This window comes from Microbacterium saperdae, from assembly GCF_006716345.1.
Taxonomy (GTDB): domain Bacteria; phylum Actinomycetota; class Actinomycetes; order Actinomycetales; family Microbacteriaceae; genus Microbacterium; species Microbacterium saperdae.
In genome coordinates this window covers 1,182,999-1,197,049 of record NZ_VFOX01000002.1, presented here as the reverse complement: position 1 = coordinate 1,197,049, position 14,051 = coordinate 1,182,999, and the positions used below count along the sequence as shown (strand labels likewise).

20 protein-coding genes are annotated in these 14,051 nt (G+C 67.1%); 6 read left to right on the top strand and 14 right to left on the bottom strand.

The annotated features are described in order from the left end of the window. Window position 1: 1 nt before the first annotated feature. The 10 genes from FB560_RS20325 to FB560_RS20280 all read right to left on the bottom strand — a co-directional run bounded on the left by FB560_RS20325 (window position 2) and on the right by FB560_RS20280 (window position 5,933). Complete coding sequence (locus tag FB560_RS20325) at window positions 2-757, bottom strand: amino acid ABC transporter ATP-binding protein (protein WP_141874638.1); 756 nt, start codon at window positions 755-757, stop codon at window positions 2-4. Further along, a complete protein-coding gene (locus FB560_RS20320; RefSeq protein ID WP_141874508.1) occupies window positions 754-1,551 on the bottom strand; it encodes an amino acid ABC transporter permease in 798 nt (265 codons plus the stop codon). The genes FB560_RS20325 and FB560_RS20320 overlap by 4 nt, the downstream gene beginning before the upstream one ends. A gap of 34 nt (window positions 1,552-1,585) precedes the next feature. Next, window positions 1,586-2,410: a basic amino acid ABC transporter substrate-binding protein gene (locus FB560_RS20315; RefSeq protein WP_141874507.1), complete on the bottom strand. Its 825-nt coding sequence runs from the start codon at window positions 2,408-2,410 to the stop codon at window positions 1,586-1,588. Window positions 2,411-2,558: 148 nt separating this feature from the next. After that, window positions 2,559-2,861, bottom strand: coding sequence for a Dabb family protein (locus FB560_RS20310; protein ID WP_141874506.1), 303 nt, complete (start codon window positions 2,859-2,861; stop codon window positions 2,559-2,561). Beyond that, window positions 2,858-3,154, bottom strand: a complete 297-nt coding sequence (locus tag FB560_RS20305; RefSeq protein WP_141874505.1) for a glutaredoxin family protein — start codon at window positions 3,152-3,154, stop codon at window positions 2,858-2,860. Before FB560_RS20305 ends, FB560_RS20310 begins: the two co-directional genes overlap by 4 nt. Further along, window positions 3,151-3,453 carry a rhodanese-like domain-containing protein gene (locus FB560_RS20300; RefSeq protein WP_141874504.1) on the bottom strand — a complete coding sequence of 101 codons (303 nt, stop codon included), beginning with the start codon at window positions 3,451-3,453 and terminating at the stop codon, window positions 3,151-3,153. Before FB560_RS20300 ends, FB560_RS20305 begins: the two co-directional genes overlap by 4 nt. A gap of 83 nt (window positions 3,454-3,536) precedes the next feature. After that, window positions 3,537-3,635, bottom strand: a complete 99-nt coding sequence (locus tag FB560_RS20295; protein WP_003792170.1) for a 30S ribosomal protein bS22 — start codon at window positions 3,633-3,635, stop codon at window positions 3,537-3,539. 138 nt (window positions 3,636-3,773) lie between these two features. Next, on the bottom strand, window positions 3,774-3,965 hold the full coding sequence (locus FB560_RS20290) for a helix-turn-helix domain-containing protein (RefSeq protein WP_045279170.1): 192 nt from the start codon (window positions 3,963-3,965) through the stop codon (window positions 3,774-3,776). Window positions 3,966-4,040: 75 nt separating this feature from the next. Further along, a complete protein-coding gene (locus FB560_RS20285) occupies window positions 4,041-4,961 on the bottom strand; it encodes a cyclase family protein (protein WP_141874503.1) in 921 nt (306 codons plus the stop codon). A gap of 39 nt (window positions 4,962-5,000) precedes the next feature. Next, window positions 5,001-5,933, bottom strand: a complete 933-nt coding sequence (locus FB560_RS20280) for a TetR/AcrR family transcriptional regulator (protein WP_141874502.1) — start codon at window positions 5,931-5,933, stop codon at window positions 5,001-5,003. Between the two features lie 101 nt (window positions 5,934-6,034). Between FB560_RS20280 and FB560_RS20275 the strand changes: the two genes are divergently transcribed. Together FB560_RS20275 and FB560_RS20270 are read left to right on the top strand one after the other, a co-directional pair. Next, window positions 6,035-6,928, top strand: coding sequence for an ATP-binding cassette domain-containing protein (locus tag FB560_RS20275; protein WP_141874501.1), 894 nt, complete (start codon window positions 6,035-6,037; stop codon window positions 6,926-6,928). Further along, entirely contained in the window at window positions 6,925-7,752 is an 828-nt protein-coding gene (locus tag FB560_RS20270) for an ABC transporter permease (protein ID WP_188895053.1), read from the top strand. The genes FB560_RS20275 and FB560_RS20270 overlap by 4 nt, the downstream gene beginning before the upstream one ends. Before the next feature lie 187 nt (window positions 7,753-7,939). On the opposite strand, the gene FB560_RS20265 is transcribed toward FB560_RS20270, so the two are convergent. Beyond that, entirely contained in the window at window positions 7,940-8,356 is a 417-nt protein-coding gene (locus FB560_RS20265; RefSeq protein WP_141874500.1) for an ArsR/SmtB family transcription factor, read from the bottom strand. Between the two features lie 103 nt (window positions 8,357-8,459). Here FB560_RS20265 and FB560_RS20260 point away from each other — a divergent pair, with 103 nt between their 5' ends. Together FB560_RS20260 and FB560_RS20255 are read left to right on the top strand one after the other, a co-directional pair. Then, window positions 8,460-9,890 carry a TrkH family potassium uptake protein gene (locus FB560_RS20260; protein ID WP_141874499.1) on the top strand — a complete coding sequence of 477 codons (1,431 nt, stop codon included), beginning with the start codon at window positions 8,460-8,462 and terminating at the stop codon, window positions 9,888-9,890. Next, window positions 9,883-10,554, top strand: a complete 672-nt coding sequence (locus FB560_RS20255; RefSeq protein WP_042538973.1) for a potassium channel family protein — start codon at window positions 9,883-9,885, stop codon at window positions 10,552-10,554. The genes FB560_RS20260 and FB560_RS20255 overlap by 8 nt, the downstream gene beginning before the upstream one ends. A 16-nt stretch (window positions 10,555-10,570) precedes the next feature. Here the strand turns inward: FB560_RS20255 and FB560_RS20250 are convergent, their stop codons facing one another. Continuing rightward, window positions 10,571-10,858, bottom strand: a complete 288-nt coding sequence (locus FB560_RS20250) for a DUF1905 domain-containing protein (protein ID WP_141874498.1) — start codon at window positions 10,856-10,858, stop codon at window positions 10,571-10,573. Window positions 10,859-10,861: 3 nt separating this feature from the next. Next, window positions 10,862-11,701 (bottom strand): pyrroline-5-carboxylate reductase, encoded by an 840-nt coding sequence (gene proC, locus FB560_RS20245; protein WP_141874497.1) that lies wholly within the window; start codon window positions 11,699-11,701, stop codon window positions 10,862-10,864. A gap of 59 nt (window positions 11,702-11,760) precedes the next feature. On the opposite strand from proC, the gene FB560_RS20240 reads away from it, so the two are divergent. After that, window positions 11,761-12,732 (top strand): cation diffusion facilitator family transporter, encoded by a 972-nt coding sequence (locus tag FB560_RS20240; protein WP_141874496.1) that lies wholly within the window; start codon window positions 11,761-11,763, stop codon window positions 12,730-12,732. Between the two features lie 118 nt (window positions 12,733-12,850). Here FB560_RS20240 and FB560_RS20235 read toward each other — a convergent pair whose 3' ends face one another. After that, window positions 12,851-13,306 (bottom strand): nucleoside deaminase, encoded by a 456-nt coding sequence (locus tag FB560_RS20235; RefSeq protein WP_141874495.1) that lies wholly within the window; start codon window positions 13,304-13,306, stop codon window positions 12,851-12,853. An 80-nt stretch (window positions 13,307-13,386) separates the two neighbouring features. On the opposite strand from FB560_RS20235, the gene upp reads away from it, so the two are divergent. Beyond that, window positions 13,387-14,019 carry a uracil phosphoribosyltransferase gene (gene upp / locus FB560_RS20230; protein WP_141874494.1) on the top strand — a complete coding sequence of 211 codons (633 nt, stop codon included), beginning with the start codon at window positions 13,387-13,389 and terminating at the stop codon, window positions 14,017-14,019. Window positions 14,020-14,051: the final 32 nt, after the last annotated feature.

Sequence of the window (14,051 nt, the reverse complement as noted above, 5' to 3'; positions counted from 1 at the left end):
TTCAGAGCACGCGCGCGAGGAAGTCCTTCGTACGCGGATGCTGCGGGTTGCCGAGCACCTCACGCGGGTCGCCCTCTTCGACGATGTGTCCGCCGTCCATGAAGATCAGGCGTGACCCGACCTCACGGGCGAAGCCCATCTCGTGCGTCACGACGAGCATCGTCATGCCCTCATCGGCGAGCTTGCGCATCACCTGCAGCACCTCGCCCACGAGCTCGGGGTCGAGCGCCGAGGTCGGCTCGTCGAACAGCATCATGTCGGGGTTCATGCACAGCGCCCGGGCGATCGCCACACGCTGCTGCTGCCCGCCGGAGAGGTGACCGGGGAACGCATCCGCCTTCTCGGAGAGCCCCACGCGCGCGAGCATCTCCTTCGCCACCTTCTCGGCTTCGGCCTTGGAGCGCTTCTTCACGCGCTGCTGCGCGATCATGAGGTTGCCCATGACGTCGAGATGCGGGAACAGATTGAAGCTCTGGAACACCATGCCGATGCGGGTGCGCACGCGGTCGATGTCGACGTCGGGGTCGGTGATGTCGATCCCCTCGATCAGCACCTTGCCGCCGGTGGGGACCTCGAGCAGGTTGACCGAGCGCAGCAGTGTCGACTTGCCCGAACCGGAAGGTCCGATGACGCAGACGACCTCGCCGGCGGTGACCGTGAGATCGATGCCCTTGAGCACCTCGTTGTCGCCGAACGACTTCACGAGCCCCTGCAGGTCGATCGCCGGGGCGTGGACATCAATCAGGTCGGTGATCATCGCTGCTTCGCCATCCGTCGTTCCAGCCACGCGCTGAAGCGTGTGAGTGGGATCGTCACGATCAGGTACAGGACTGCCGCCAGGATCAGCGGCGTCGCGTTCGAGTTCTGCGTCGATGCGTCACGAGCGAAATTCGTGAGCTCCTTCGACCAGATGAACGTGCCGGCGATGAAGAGCAGCGAGGTGTCCTTCAGCAGCAGCACGAACTCGTTCGTCAGCGGAGGGATGATGATGCGGAATCCCTGCGGCACGATGATCCAGAACGTGGTCTTCATGGGCGACATGCCCAGCGAGCGGGCCGCCTCGGTCTGCCCCTTCGGAACCGCCTGGATTCCCGCACGGATCGTCTCGGCCATGTACGCCGAGGCGACGAGCACCAGGCCGACGAGGCCCAGGACGACCGGACCACCGAGATCCTTGCCGGGAATACCCGAGGCGATCGGCAGGATGAACGCCACGGCGAAGATCGTGAGGATCGCGGGGAGCCCGCGGAACAGCTCGATCCAGGCCGTGGCGATCCATCGGAACGGCCCGATGCTCGACAGCTTCAGCAGTGCCAGCACGATGCCGAGCAGCAGACCCGCGACGAACGCCACCGCGGTGAACCACAGGGTGTTCACGAGCGCCGTCGTGATGATCCCCGGGAACATCTTGATCGCGATCTCGGGGTTGAAGAACAGCGGCCCGATCTTCGCCCAGTCGGTGCCGACGATCGCCCAGACGACGATCGCGATCAGCACCGCATAGACGATGTACCGGTACAACTTGCTCTTGGTGGTGCGCCTCAACGCCATTGTCAAGGTCCTCCCGACCTACCGTGCCTGCCGATTACTTCGCGGTGAAGTAGTTGTCGTAGATCGTCTGGTAGTCGCCGCTGTCTCGCAGCTCCTGCAGTGCGCCGTTGACCGCGTCGAGCAGTGCGTCCTTCTCACCCTTCGCGAAGGCGAAGCCGTAGGACTCGTCGGTGTTGTAGGTCTCGACGATCTTGTAGGCGGAGTCGGCCTTCTCGTGCTCGAGGTTCACCGGCTGGTCCTGCAGGATCGCGTCGATCTGACCGGCCTGCATCGCCGGCCACAGCTCACCGTCGGAGGGGTACTGCACCAGTTCGGCGCCCGTGGCGTTCTCGCCGGCGTAGGTCTCGCCCGTGGTGCCCTGCTGCACGCCGACGTTCTTGCCGGAGAGGTCGTCGATCGACTCGATGCCCGAGTCGGTGCGGACCAGCAGCGACTGCAGCGAGTCGTAGTACGGGTCGGAGAAGTCGATGTTGGCCTTGCGCTCGTCGGTGATCGTCATCGCCGAGGCTCCGACGTCGCAGGTTCCCGCGGCGAGGGTCGTGCCGGACTGCAACGCGTCGAAGCCGACGTCCTGCACGGCGAGCTTCAGGTCGAGCTTCTTGGCGATGGCGTCGAGCAGGTCGATGTCGAAGCCGGTGTAGCCGGTGCCGTTGTCTCCGCCTTCGAACTCGAACGGTGCGTAGGGGATGTCGGAGCAGACCGTGAGCGTGCCGGCCTCGACCAGACCGTACTCCTCGCCAGCGGCCGGCTCTTCGGAGCCGGTGCCCGAGCCGGAGCCCGTGTTGGTCGCGCAACCGGCGAGAGCGAGAGTGGCGGTCGCCGCGAGCGCAAGCCCGGCGAAGATGGTGCGACGCTGCATGACAGCTCCTATGAGACGAGGGCTGTGGCGCCCACGGACGGGTTAGGAGTTCATCTAAACACGCTGCTCGACACCGCCACCAACGAGATCGGCCCCTGGCGGATCACGTTTGTGTTGCAAGTGTGACGAAAAGTGACGTGCGCCGGAGTCAGAGGTCGAAGTCGACGGCGACCCGTGAGGCGACGACCGTACGGATGTATGCGGCGGCCTCTTCATGGGCCGGGTGCACCTGGTACTCCTCGAGCGCGGCGATGCTCTCGAAGTCCGCGACGAGCGTGACGTCGGCGTTCGTCTCCGGGTAGGCGCTGTTCGCACCCGCGGAGATCGAGAGCAGCTGCGGCACCACGCCCTCGAGCGCGTTCAGTCGCCGGGCGACTTCCTCGGCCTGCGACCGACGCTCAGCGGCGTCTTCCGCGGCGAGCTTCCAGATCACGACATGGCGAACGGTCATCTCGGCTCCTCCTGCGGGGTCAGCACGCCGCCTCGGACGGCTTCTTCCAGGGCATGACGCAGCCGATCGGGCGAGACCCGCCAGTGCGCGTGCAGTTCTCCGTCGATCAGGACGACCGGGATCTTCTCCCACCACAGCTCGTAGAGGGCGGGATCGTCCTGGATCGAGGCCTCGACGATCTCGATGCTCTCGGCGGCGGCGTCGGGAAGTTCGGCGACGACGGCGTCGATCACCTCGGATGCGACATCGCAGAGATGGCAGTCGGGCTTGCCGATGAGCGTGAGCGTCGTCACGCCGACGGCACCTCCACCGCGCGGCCCTGAGCGATCCACTCACCCGTTCCGCCCTCGACGTTCGTGGCGTCGTAGCCGCGGGATTCGAGAGCCTCGACGACGCGCGCCGAGCGCCCGCCCGCCTGGCAGATCACGTCGAAGGCCTCATCGGGAAGCTCGTCCAGACGGTTGCCGATCACGGACATGGGGATGTTGACGGCGCCGGGCACGTGGCCTGCGGCGAACTCGTCGGTCTCGCGCACGTCGATGAGCGGCGTGCCGGAGCGCTCGGCGAGTTCGGTGACGGTGATCGACTTCATGACGTCCTCACGATGTTGCGGATGATCACTCGGCGCAGAGACACAAAGCGCCCGTCCGAAGACAGGCGCTCGTGTCTGGCCGCTTACTTCTTGTTGCGACGCTGGTGGCGAGTCTTACGAAGCAGCTTGCGGTGCTTCTTCTTCGCCATGCGCTTGCGGCGCTTCTTGATGACAGAACCCACGGAAACCTCACTAAGTCAGTGGCTGGGTGTCGCACGGTGACGGACACCCGGGTACGGGCACGGAAAAAATGCCTCGGGTCAGTCTAGCAAACCGCAGGGCCCCGACTGTCACGAGCGGGGATCGCGGCTGGCGAGACCTCAGCCGACGTCGGCGATCGGACGCTGCAGAGCGTCCGCGACGGCCGACTCCGGCACGCGATAGCTGCGGCCGAAACGGATGGCGGGCAGTTCGCCGGCATGGACGAGTCGATAGACGGTCATCTTCGACACGCGCATGATGTCGGCGACCTCGGCCACCGTCAGGAACCGGACGTCAGGTACTTCGGGCATCCCACGTACCCCTTTCTCGATGAGCACACTCTATGGGGTAGCTGGGACGCATGTAAACCCATGTGGCCCGTGTGATCAGTGGGAACCGACCGTCGCGAAGGACCGCACCGGGAATGTCCCGAAGCCGCGCACCGCCGGAGGAGCCGCCGTGAATCGAGCGCCGCGCGCGGGCACGTCGGCCAGGTTCGTGAGGTGCTCCACCACGTGGATGCCGGCGGCGAGCAGGAGCGTGTGCGCCGGACGGGCACCACCGCCCTCCGTGTCGTCGATGTTCAAGGAGTCGATGCCGACGAGCTGCACACCCGCGTCGACCAGGAACCGTGCGCCCCCTTCAGTCAGGAACGGCGCCCCGTGCGCATACTCCGGGGTCCCGAAACGACTGCTCCATCCGGTGTCGAGCAACACGGCCGCACCCTGCAGTTCGCGATCCGCCAGCGTCACGGCCTCGATCCCCCGTCGATCCGCGTCCCATCCGTCCTGCAGGTGGAACACCTCCGCGCGCAGCCCGACCAGAGTGCCGAGGTCGAGCCCGGCCAGGTCGCTTCCGTCCGCGTAACGGTGGAACGGCGCGTCGAGATATGTGCCCGTGTTGCCGATCATCGTGATGACGTCCATGGCGAACTCGGTGCCGGGTGCGTACTTTCCGCGCGAGTCCTCTCTGGTCAGATGCGGCACGATCGTCGGAACGGGCAGACCGGGATATGTCACCATCCCGGCCTCGATCGGGTGGCTGAGGTCGATCACGCGCTCCTCGGCCCCCTTAGCGGGCGCGGGCACCCCTCGACTCCCTCGATGCTTCTCCTCCACGATCCGGAGGTCCCGCAGCGCGACGTCGCTGACGAGCGCCAGACCGAGGTGGGCGACGAGCAGAGTGCCGATCTCTTCCGCCGTCACATCCTGCCGAGGCAGATCGAGGCGGAAGCCCTCGCCGCTGAGGCCACCACCGTTGGCGAAGGCGATCGTGAAGTCGAAGTGCGCGCGGTACTCGGTGGTCATCTCCACATCATGACAACAGACCGGGGGTGCGCGTCCGGATCAGCCGGACTTCTTCACCTTCGCGAGACGCTCACCGGCTTCGCGGAGGGCCTGCCGCTCCAGCTTCCGTGCCGCGCGGAGGGCCTTCTCGGCCTCACGCACCGACTTCTGCGCCTCTTTGAGCCGTCGATCCCCGGCGAGCTCAGCCGGGTCGATCGTGATCCAGTCGTCGGACAGGCTGTGCGTCGCGTCTCGTTCCAGCGCGGCGATGTAGGCCGCGACCCCGTCGAGCGTGCGTTCGACGGCGAACCGGAACGGATCGGATGCCGAACGGAAGACGCTGTCCTCGATCGCGCGGCGCAGCGCGGGGAACTCGTCCGCACTGATCACCCGATCGAAGAGCGCGGCCTCCCTGGCGGCCACCTCGTCGGGCGAGAGTCCCGTGCCCCGCGCCTGCTCGGAATACCCCGCCTGCACGATCCCGCACCAGCGCGCATGGCCGGTGATCGCCAGCGCCACCGCGAGCCGCTCCTCCGCGTTCAGCGGGGTGTCGTCCAGCGTCGCGAGCGAGGCGTCCAACCAGGCGGAGCTGTTCGGAGTGATCGGAGACCCGGTGATCGGCAGAGAGAGCATCCAGGGGTGGCGCAGATAGAGGAGGACCTGCTCCTGATACAACGCCAGCAGGCGTGCGCGCCAGCCGTCGAGCGCACGGTGACTCTCCGGCGGCAGGCCTGTGCCCTGCTCCTGCATCAGCAGCAGGAGGTCGTCCTTCGCGCTGACGTAGCGGTACAACGACATCGGGGTGAAGCCGAGCTTCGCCGCCACCGCGGCCATCGAGACAGCGCCGATGCCCTCCGCATCCGCCAACTCCACGGCGGCATCGACGATCCGCTCGACGCTCATCTCACGCTTGGGTCCGCGTTGCGGGTTCGCGGCGACCCCCCACGCGAGCGCGATCCCTCGTGGCAGCTCCGGCAGCTCGTCGTCGGTCATGGGCTCATCCTACTTCTGTTTATTTGATAAACAGTGTGTTACTGTCATACACAGTTGTGTCGGTCATACACAGTTTGCGACGTACACAGAGAGGGAGAACCATGACGACAGCCATCGAGGTACACGGCCTGCGCAAGGCGTTCCGGGAGAAGGTGGTCGTCGACGATCTCGACTTCTCCGTCTCGCGCGGCGAGGTCTTCGCGCTGCTCGGCCCGAACGGCGCGGGCAAGACCACGACCATCAACATCCTCACGACCCTGACCTCCGCCGACAGCGGCAGCGCCTTGGTCGCCGGCTGGGACGTGCGCTCGCAGAGCACCGAGGTACAGCGCCGGATCAGTCTCACCGGCCAATCCGCCGCAGTCGATGATGCGCTCTCCGCGACCGAGAACGTGATCATGTTCGCTCGTCTCGCAGGCCTCGGTCGCGGCGCGGCACGGCGGCGCTCCGTCGAGCTGATCGAGCAGTTCGATCTCGTCGATGCGGCATCTCAGCGCGTACGCACCTTCTCGGGTGGGATGAGACGACGACTCGATCTGGCCCTCAGCTTCGTGGTCACCCCGGAGGTGCTGTTCCTCGACGAGCCCACGACCGGACTCGACACGCGAAGCCGCCGCGCCCTGTGGGAGACCATCCGCCAGGTCGCGGGCGGCGGCACGACCGTGTTCCTTACCACGCAGTACCTCGAGGAGGCCGATCAGCTCGCCGATCGGATCGCCGTGCTCCACGACGGCCGGATCGCGGCCCTCGGAACGCCCGCAGCACTCAAGTCCCGCGTCGGCGGCGACACCGTGGAACTGCATGACGTCCGTGGCACGCTGCGTCGCGCGATCCCCACCGACGGGTCGATCGCCGATCTGCGGCGAGCGCTCGACGTCCTCGACGCAGAGGGAGCGGAAGGCACCGTCTCGTTGCGTCGGCCCAGCCTGGACGACGTGTTCCTCGCCGTCACCTCCCCCACCCACTCCTCGCTTCCCATGAAGGAGCACGCATGAACACCGTCCTCGCCACACCTCAGCGCACGGCATCCGTCCCCGGGGCAGCGGCAGCGCGGCCCCGCCTGCGCGGAATCACCGCGGAACTCGTGTTCATCGGCCGCAGCCTGCGGCACTCCCTGCGCGACGGGGAGTCGCTGCTGATGGCCATCATGCTTCCCGTGATGCTCATGCTCATGTTCACCTGGGTGTTCGGCGGGGCGATCGATCCCTCCGGTGCCTATGTGGACTACGTCGTACCCGGCATCATCCTCACGTGTGCCGGCTTCGGCGCCTCGTCCACGGCCGTGTATGTCGCGAACGACATGCGCACCGGGATCATCGACCGGTTCCGCACCATGCCGCTCCGCGCCAGCGCGGTGCTCACCGGGCACGTGGTGTCGAGCGTGCTGCGCAACCTCTTCGCCACCGCGATCGTGATCGGCGTCGGCGTGCTCGTGGGATTCCGTCCGCAGGCCGACATCCTCGAGTGGATCGCCCTGGCCGGGCTGATCGCGCTCTACATCCTCGCGATCACCTATCTGTTCGCTGCGATCGGTCTCGCCGCGGGGAGTCCGGAGGGGGCGAACGGGTACGGGTTCATCCTGCTGTTCCTGCCCTACCTGTCGAGCGCCTTCGTGCCGGTCGCGAGCATGCCGGAATGGCTGCAGCCCGTCGCCGCGCACCAGCCGATCACGCCGATCGTGGAGACGATCCGCGGTCTGCTCACGGACGCGCCCTTGCACACGGAGCCGTGGTGGGCGATCGGATGGTGCCTCGCGATCCTGCTCGTGGCCGTCGTCTGGGGCTCATGGCTGTTCCGCCGGAAGGCCGCCAGGCGCTGATATCGGCACGCCTCCGCTGCACCTGATCTCAGCGAAGACATAGCCGTTCCCTCAGAGTCGCCCAGCCGGCACTGCCAGGCTGACCGAACGATCCCGGCTGGCACCGCCGGGATCGACGCGGGCTGGGGCCTGCGGATCGCCCCTGATGACACGCCCCCTGTCGTCAGGGGCGATGTGCGTCCCGGGGTCAGGCTCCGAGACGCTTGAGCGCCGTGGCGACCACATGCTTCGCAGACGCGGCTGCCCGGCCGACGACCTCGGCGGCGTGTGCAGCGCTGTCCGGCAGCGGCGCGACCGGGTACTCGATATCCGGCGCGTCGTCTCCGTACGCGTCGACGAGGAAGGGGACCAGCCAGTCGTCCACGACTTCGAGCGGCTCGACGGCAAGGCTGTAGAAACGACGCTGGCCGTCTTCGCGGACCGTGACCATCTCGGCGTCGCGCAGCACCTTCAGATGCTTCGAGACCGTGGGCTGGCTGATACCGAGATCCGCGACGATGTGGCTCACGCTGGTGCCGGCGTCACCTTCGGCAGTGCGTCGCAGCAGGAGCTGGAGGATGTCGCGCCTCGTACCGTCTGCGATCACGTCGAAGATGTCCGTCATGAGTTCAGGGTAGTCGCCCCCGGCACGGAGTACCATGACGAAGGCTCGGCGATCGGCGTCGTGCGACTGATGACCGCGGTCGAGAAGCGCGAAGGGGGATGCGATGTCGGGCATGGTTTCGGCGTCGTCTCCGAAGCAGCGCATCCGCGACATCGGTTCCTGGTCGAAGCACATCATCACCTCGTCGCCCTCGCGGTTCGCGATCGTCATCTTCGCACTGCTCATCCTCGTCTTCACCGTGCTGCTGTCGCTGCCGATCGCCTCGGCCACCGGAACCGTCACTCCCCTCAGCGACGCACTGTTCACCGCCGTCTCCACCATCTGCGTCACGGGCCTCGCCACGGTCGACATGGCCAACCACTGGTCGCCGTTCGGCCACGTACTCGTCTTCATCGGCGTCAACATCGGCGGCCTGGGGGTGCTCACACTCGCATCCTTGATGGGCATGGTCATCTCCAAGCGGCTCGGGCTGCGGGCCAAGCTGATGGCGGCCGGAGACACCAACCCCTTGCGCGCGCATGGCGGCGTCGTCAACGAAAGCCAGACCGTCCGCCTGGGCGAAGTCGGTCAGCTGCTGCGCACCGTCGCGCTGTCGTCCCTCTTCATCGAGGGCGCGCTCGCGATCCTGCTGTATCCGTCGCTCGTCATGGCGAAGGTCGATCCGATCGCCGCCCTGTGGGAAGCGCCGTACTTCGCGGCGATGGCCTTCACGAACACGGGCTTCGCACCCAACGACGGCGGCGTCGCGGTGTTCTCCGACGACTACCTCGTGCTGTCCCTGCTGATGGTCGGCGTCTTCCTCGGCAGCATCGGCTTCCCGGTGATCTACACCCTGGCCAAGCATGTCTGGCATGTGAAGCGCTGGTCGCTGCACACCAAGCTCACGCTCGTCACGACCGTGCTGCTGTTCGTCCTCGGCGCCGTCGTCTTCCTGATCCTGGAGTACGCGAACCCGAAGACGTTCGGATCCATGGACGCAGGCGACACCACCTTCCAGGCCTTCTTCCTGTCGGCCATGACCCGCTCCGGCGGTTTCAACGTGATCGACATGTCCGACCTCAACGGATCGTCGCTGGTCGCGGCGAGCATGCTGATGTTCGTCGGCGGTGGTTCGGCATCGACCGCCGGCGGCATCAAGGTCACCACACTGGCCGTGCTGGCGATCGCCGTGTGGTCAGAGGCCAAGGGACGCCAGTCCGTCGAGGTGTTCGGCCGCCGCATCCCCAGCGATGTGCAGCGCGTGGCCCTCAGCGTCGTCGCGTGGGGAGCCACGATCGTCGCGCTCTCGACGATCATCATCGCCCAGATCACGAAAGCCGACATCAGTCATGTGCTGTTCGACGTGATCTCGGCGTTCGCCACAGTCGGCCTGTCGACCGGTCTCACCGCCGAGCTCCCCGACGCCGGATCGTACGTGCTGGCGGCCACCATCTTCATGGGCCGCATTGGTACAGTGACACTCGCCGCGGCAGTCGCCGCGACATCGCGATCGCAGTATTACTCGCTGCCCGTGGAAAGGCCGATCGTTGGTTGAAGTGCTCAGGGGCGACGCTCCCGTACTCGTCATCGGCCTGGGACGCTTCGGCGCCGCCTGCGCCGGAGAACTCGATCGCCTCGACCGCGAGGTCCTCGCGATCGACGGCAACCTCGAGCTCGTCCAGAAGTGGTCGGACCGCGTCACCCACACGGTGCAGGCGGATGCGAAGAACATCGACGCGCTGCGCCAGATCGGGGCGCAGGACTTCCAGGTGGCGGTCGTCGCCGTCGGCTCCTCGATCGAGGCCTCGGTGCTGATCACCGCGAACCTCGTCGACCTGAAGGTGCCGCAGATCTGGGCCAAGGCCGTGTCGCAGTCGCACGGCAAGATCCTCGCCCGCGTCGGCGCGAACCACGTGATCTACCCGGAGCGCGAAGCCGGCGAGCGCGTCGCCCACCTCGTGAGCGGACGGATGCTGGACTTCATCCGCTTCGACGACGACTTCGTGCTGGCCAAGATGTATCCGCCGAAGTTCATCCGGGGCGTGGGTCTGAACGAATCCGGCGTGCGCTCGAAGTACAAGGTCACCGTGGTCGGTGTGAAGAGTCCGGGGAAGCCGTTCCGCTACGCCGAGGCCAACACGATCGTCACCAACCACGACCTCATCATCGTCTCCGGTACGAACAGCGACATCGAGCGGTTCGCGGCCCTCGACCGCTGATCCCCACCGCGCCTGATCAGGCGTCGATGTCGAGCGTGATCTCCACGACGTCGTCCACGCCGATGCCCTCGCGATCCTGCAGGGCCTTCTTGATCGGCACGATGTAGCCGCCGTCCTTCGGCCACAACGCGGTGGTCACGCTGCTGCCGCCGATCGTGACACTCGCCGGGATCATCCCCCAGCCGTAGGTCACGACCGCCGCGACGTCATGGATCATCTCGCTCTCGGCGGGCGGCACCGTCACGAAGTGGTACGGCGCGGGACCGCGCCAGAACCAGATCTCACCGACGATGTGCAGCCGCATGCCTCATGCTCCGGCGGCGAGTTCCTTGGCACGTGCGAGAGCAGCGGCCGCGGCATCCGCGAAGGTGCGATCGAGGCGCGCGTCCTGGAGCACGGTCACCGCGCGCTCGGTCGTGCCCTTCGGGCTCGTCACGCGCCGACGGAGCTCGGCGGGGTCCTCCCCCGAGGCATCGAGCAGGGCCGTCGCGCCGATGAAGGTCTGCTCGACCATGAGGCGCGCATCGGCCTCGTCGAAGCCCATGCCGACGGCCGCGCGGGTGAACTCCTCGATCAGCAGGTAGACGTACGCCGGGCCGGAACCGGAGATCGTCGAGAGTGCGTCGATCTGCGACTCCGGCACTTCGACGACGGCTCCGACGGTCTCGAACAGTCGACGGACGAGCGCGAGATCATCCGCCGTGGCCGAGGCGCCGGCCGCCAGACCCGTCACGCCCTTGCGCACGGTGGCCGGGGTGTTCGGCATCGAACGGATGACCCGAGCATCGGCCCCGAGGTTGTCGGCGAACGTCTGCAGGGTGACGCCGGCCGCGAGGCTGACCACGATGGCGTCCGGGGCGAGGCGGGGAGCGATCTCCCGCAGCAGATCGGGGACCATCGCCGGCTTCACGCCGACCAGGATAATGCGCGCAGCGGCGGCCGCATCCGCACTGCCCGACGGCTGGGACTCGAGGGCGATGCTGGTCACACCCTCGAGGTCGGCGAAGGCCTCCGCCTTTGCGGTGGTGCGGTTGGTGGCCGTGATCCCCCCGTCGATCGTGATGCCGGACGCGATGACGCCGCGAAGGATCGCGCCACCCATCGAACCGGCACCGAGGAACGCGAGAGCGGGGAGGGATTCAGCCATGTCGTCATCCTACGGCGGGCTCCCCGACATCCGGAGGCGGGCGGTTCTAGACTCGGATCATGAGTGCATCCGGAGGCAACAAGGCCATCGTCGCGGCGTTCCTGGCGAACCTGGGCATCGCGCTCGCGAAGTTCGTCGCCTGGGCCCTCTCCGGTTCGGCGTCGATGCTCGCCGAGGCGATCCACTCCGTGGCCGACTCCGGCAACCAGCTGCTCCTGATGCTCGGCGGCCGCAAGGCGAAGCGCGAGGCCGACCGTTCGCACCCCTTCGGCTACGGACGAGAGCGGTACGTCTACGCGTTCGTGGTCTCGATCATCCTGTTCTCGGTGGGTGGCCTGTTCGCGATCTACGAGGGCATCGAGAAGCTGCGCGAGCCGCACGCGCTCGACCCGAACTGGTGGTGGCTGCCCATCCTCGTGCTCGTCATCGCGATCGGCCTGGAGTCGTTCTCGCTGCGCACCGCTGTGAAGGAGAGCAACCTCGTTCGCGAGAAGGGCCAGTCCTGGGTGTCGTTCATCCGGCGCGCCAAGGCCCCCGAACTGCCGGTCGTCCTGCTCGAGGACGCCGGCGCGCTCACCGGTCTCGCGTTCGCACTGCTCGGTGTCGGACTCACCGTGATCACCGGCAACTCGGTGTTCGACGCGATCGGCACCCTGATGATCGGCCTCCTGCTCGTGCTGATCGCGATCGTGCTCGGGGTCGAGACCAAGAGCCTGCTCGTCGGCGAAGGGGCGACCTCCGCCGACCACGACAAGATCGTCGACGCGATCAACGCCGGCCCCGAGGTCGAGAAGCTCATCCACATGAAGACCCTCTACCTCGGACCGGACGAGCTGCTCGTCGCGGCGAAGGTCGCGCTCACCTCGGACAAGACGGTGCGCGAAGCGGCCGATGACATCGACGCGATCGAGGAGCGGATCCGCGAGGCCGTGCCGGTCGCGCGCGTCGTCTACATCGAGCCCGATGTCTACCGCCCCGCGATCGACCCGGAGCCGTCGACCGACGTCTTCGTGCTCAAGTCCTCGGACTGATCCGCGCGCAGCCGCGCGTGGCGATCTCCGCACAGTCTTTCGGTCGCCCCCACGTTCTGCGGATGATCAGCGGGATCTGATTCGCACAGGGCGCGAAGCACCGCCGAAGGTGGAGTGGTCAGCGTCGCGACGTGAAGAAATCGCGCAACAGCACGGTCGCGGCATCCGCCTCGACGCCGCCGACGACCTCGGCACGGTACGGCAGGCGACGATCGCGCAGCACGTCGTACATCGACCCCGCCGCACCCGCCTTGTCGTCCCACGCGCCGAACACGACGCGTGAGATGCGCGCCTGCAGGATCGCGCCGGCGCACATGATGCAGGGCTCGAGCGTGACGACCAGCGTGTGCCCATCGAGATTCCAGGAGCCGACGGATGCCGCCGCGCTGCGCAACGCCTCGATCTCGGCGTGACCCGTGGGGTCGTGAGTGGCCTCGCGGGTGTTGCGACCCTCCGCGACGATCGCACCGGCGGGATCGAGGACGACCGCACCCACGGGGATCTCGGATGCCGCCGCCGCCTCCGCTGCGAGCTCGAGAGCTCGACGCATCGCGGGAGCATCGGCAGCGGTCATGCGTCGAGCCTACGACAGTGACGCGCGAGGGCCGCAGGGTCGATGTCGTGCCGACGTCCGCCGCCGACTACCCTGTATCCATGCGTGTTCACGTCGCCGACCACCCTCTCATCACCCACAAGCTCTCGGTGCTGCGCGATGTGCGCACCCCGTCGCCGGTGTTCCGACAGCTGACGGAAGAGCTGGTGACACTGCTCGCGTACGAGGCCACCCGTTCCGTGAAGGTCAGCCCGATCGAGATCACCACCCCGGTCACCAAGACGATGGGCGTGAAGATCTCCGAGCCGCGCCCGATCGTCGTGCCGATCCTGCGCGCCGGCCTGGGCATGCTCGAGGGGCTCGTGAAGCTGCTGCCGACCGCCGAAGTCGGATTCCTCGGAATGGTCCGCGACGAGGAGACCTTCGAGCCGACGACCTACGCCGAGCGCCTTCCCGACGACCTCAGCGACCGTCAGTGCTTCGCGATCGACCCGATGCTCGCCACGGGCGGCTCGCTGGCCGCAGCGATCCAGTTCCTGTTCGATCGCGGCGCCAAGGACGTCACAGCGATCTGCCTGCTCGGCACTCCCGAGGGCGTCGCAGCGATCGAGGCCATGGCCGGCGATCGCGATGTCACGCTCGTGCTGGGCGCTCTCGACGAGCGTCTGAACGAGAAGGGCTACATCGTGCCCGGACTCGGCGACGCAGGCGACCGCCTCTACGGCACGGTCTGAGGTCGGAGTTCGGGCGCGGACTTCCCGGCTCG